Here is a 2,912-nt window from a genome sequence, read left to right as displayed (position 1 = left end):
CTAGACTTGAAGCGTTTAAGTCGCAGACTAGGAGTGCTCAGACGGCTTTGTCGGGTGATTTGAATCTTCTAAAGCAGACAGTTACCAATGATATAAGCTCCAAGCAAAGGCAACTTAAAACTGACATTTCCAAACAAGTTCAAGCTCTCGGTCAGATAAAGAATGACTTGGCTGGAGTCAGAAGCTCTCAGGCAAGATATGAAGAGACGACTAAAGGCAGGCTAACTGCACTGACGAACAGAATGGAAGGGAAAGCTAACAAATCAGAAGTCAGGCAAACAGCAGAGACTCTGACGAGTCAGATAGACCGTATACAAGAAGAGAGCTCTACTCGTATTTCAACAATGACCTCTCGTTTTAATCAGCGCGCTGATGCGCTTGATGCTGGAGTGAGGCGTTTGACTGAAGGTCTCAGAACCAAAGCGGATATCAGCTCCCTCAACGTGACTGCTGAGAATATTAGGCAGTCTGTGAGGAGGTTAGAAAGAGATACCCAGAGCCAACTAAATCAGAAGCTTAGTACGGCTGAATTTGAGGTGCAGGCTGGCTCTATCCGCCAGGAAATCCTGAACGCAACCAAGGACAAGGCAGATAAGACCTTAGTTGTGACTGAAGCTGGAAAATTGCGAGAAGAATTTTCAAATATGCAAGTTGGTGGTCGGAACTATTATCGTGATTCCGAGAAAATTCAACAGTCTCGTTTTGGTTTTGTGTTTGATAATCTAGATCCCTATCTTTCAAAGTCCGATATTGGGACAACTTGGACTCTCTCGTTTGATTGTAAACTCGATGAAGTTGATGGTTCTTTTCCTTTCCATATGTCGCATGGTGGGGCGAATGGCTTTGGTATAGAGGGACGAAAAGAGTTCACTGCGACTAGGGAGTGGCAGCGATTTAGGCTTACAGGTCCGGTATTTTTTAAAGAGGATGCGCCCTCTGAATCCAAGCTACAGATGACCCTATTCAATTCAGATTTAGGATACGGAGGAACTCTTTTCATTCGTAGGATTAAACTTGAAAAAGGTACCCTAGCGACAGACTGGAGTCCAGCGCTTGAAGACACCAATGGTCTCATCACACAAGCTAAGGCTAGCTTTGAGCGAACAGCGCAGGAATTGCGAACGGATTTGTCGGCTGTTCAGGCCTATGTTACTCAAGATGGTCAAAGACAGGAAAGCTTACAGCGCTATACTCGTGAGGAGAGCGCGAGACAAGCAAGAGCAGTTCGTGAGCAGATATCCAGAGATTATGTAGGGAAATCAAGCTATCAAGAAGACGTGGAGGGGATTCATCGGAGAATTGAAGGAGTTAAAACGAGTGCGAATAGAGAAATAACTAGCCAAATAGCTAGCTATCGTCAATCTGCCGACGGGACATTTAGGGATATTTCAAGCCAAATAACAACTTATAAGCAGGATATGACCAGGAACATTGCGAACCTATCCCATCAACTGGCAGGTAAGGTAGAGACTACTGACTTCCAGCGTGTTAAGGAAACCAGTGAACTTTACGAGCGGATTTTGGGCAATACTGAAAATGGAATTGCGGATAAGGTTGCTCGCATGGCTATGACCAATCAACTGTTTCAGGTTGAGGTTGGGAAATATAGTGTAAGCGGCCCTAACCTCATTAAGAATAGTGATTTTAAAAATGATACGAATAAATGGGGCTCAACTCAAAATTTAGGAAGATTGGTTAAGCATAGCTTTTATCACAACGGGCAGAAAGACCTTATGCGTTTAAGTAATGCAACTAAAAACAAAAACTTTTTGTCTAGTCACCGTTTTAATCTTGAACGAAATACTGACTATGTACTGAATTTTAGAGGATTTAACAACAGTGCTCTAGCAAGCTATGATGTTTATATTTTGGGACGAAGAGCAGGCGAGAGCGATGGATTCACAATCTTTAAGAAAGTTGTTAGTAGCAAGAAACTATCTACCTCTAGATGCGAAGATGTCTCAGTAACTTTTAATTCCGGAGAAATGGATAATGCTTACATTCGTTTTGAGAACAATGGCTCATCATCAGGAACAGCTGATTTGTATATTACAGAAGTTGACTTGTACAAAGGTTATAAACCTAGAACATGGCAACCACATCCAGAAGATGCAGTCGCAGATGCGAATAAGAAGCTTGAAGCCACGCAAACAAAAATGACTCAACTAGCTGGCTCCTGGTTGGTTCAAAACATCAACAGTGCAGGTGATTTGATTTCGGGTATCAATCTAGGAGCCAATGGTCATAATCGTCTTTCTGGGAAATTAACCCATATAACAGGCGAGACCCTGATTGACAGAGCAGTCATCAAGTCTGCCATGGTTGATAAGTTGAAGACAGCTAATTTTGAATCAGGTTCAGTAACGACAGCTGTTTTAGCTGCCGAAGCGGTCACAGCTGATAAGGTAAAGTTTGATCATGCCTTTATTCGAAAACTTATTGCCAACGACGCCTTTATTGGAGAACTAACTTCTAAACGTATCTTTGCGACTAAGATTGAATCAGTTGTGAATCGCTCGACTTTCTTAGAAGCTTATCAGGGTCAAATAGGAGGGTTTACAATTGGTCGTTTTGCTCAAGGAAGAGGTCGCTGGATTTCTGGTGTCAACCAATTCTCGGTCGGCATGGGAAACGGCGAAGGCGGAAGCTACAATGGCGAAAATACCGCATTTTGGGCGAACTGGGGTTACAATTGGAACAGTCCTGGCCCCAATGCTTGGTATGTGACAACGTTAGGAAACATGCATTGCCGAAACGGAGCAAATTTCCACGGTAGGGTTGACTTTTCGGATAGATCAAGAGTGAATTTTTATAGTCAACCGTCGTTTTCAAATGGAGCAGTGATAAATGGTAGTTTGAGGGTGTCTGGTCGTATCACTTATAGTGGCGGTGAGTGGCTTTACTCACCTATA

1 protein-coding gene is annotated in these 2,912 nt (G+C 43.1%); it reads left to right on the top strand.

Going from position 1 to position 2,912, the window contains the following annotated elements:
- Positions 1 to 2,912, top strand: a 2,912-nt coding sequence (locus HT687_RS09580) for a hypothetical protein (RefSeq protein ID WP_240152483.1), incomplete at both ends; no start/stop codon positions are given.

The sequence above is a fragment of the Streptococcus sp. 1449 genome (assembly GCF_013276805.1).
Lineage (GTDB): Bacteria > Bacillota > Bacilli > Lactobacillales > Streptococcaceae > Streptococcus > Streptococcus pseudopneumoniae.
The sequence above is the reverse complement of the archived record's forward strand: the minus strand, read 5'-3'. Positions and strand labels throughout refer to the sequence as shown.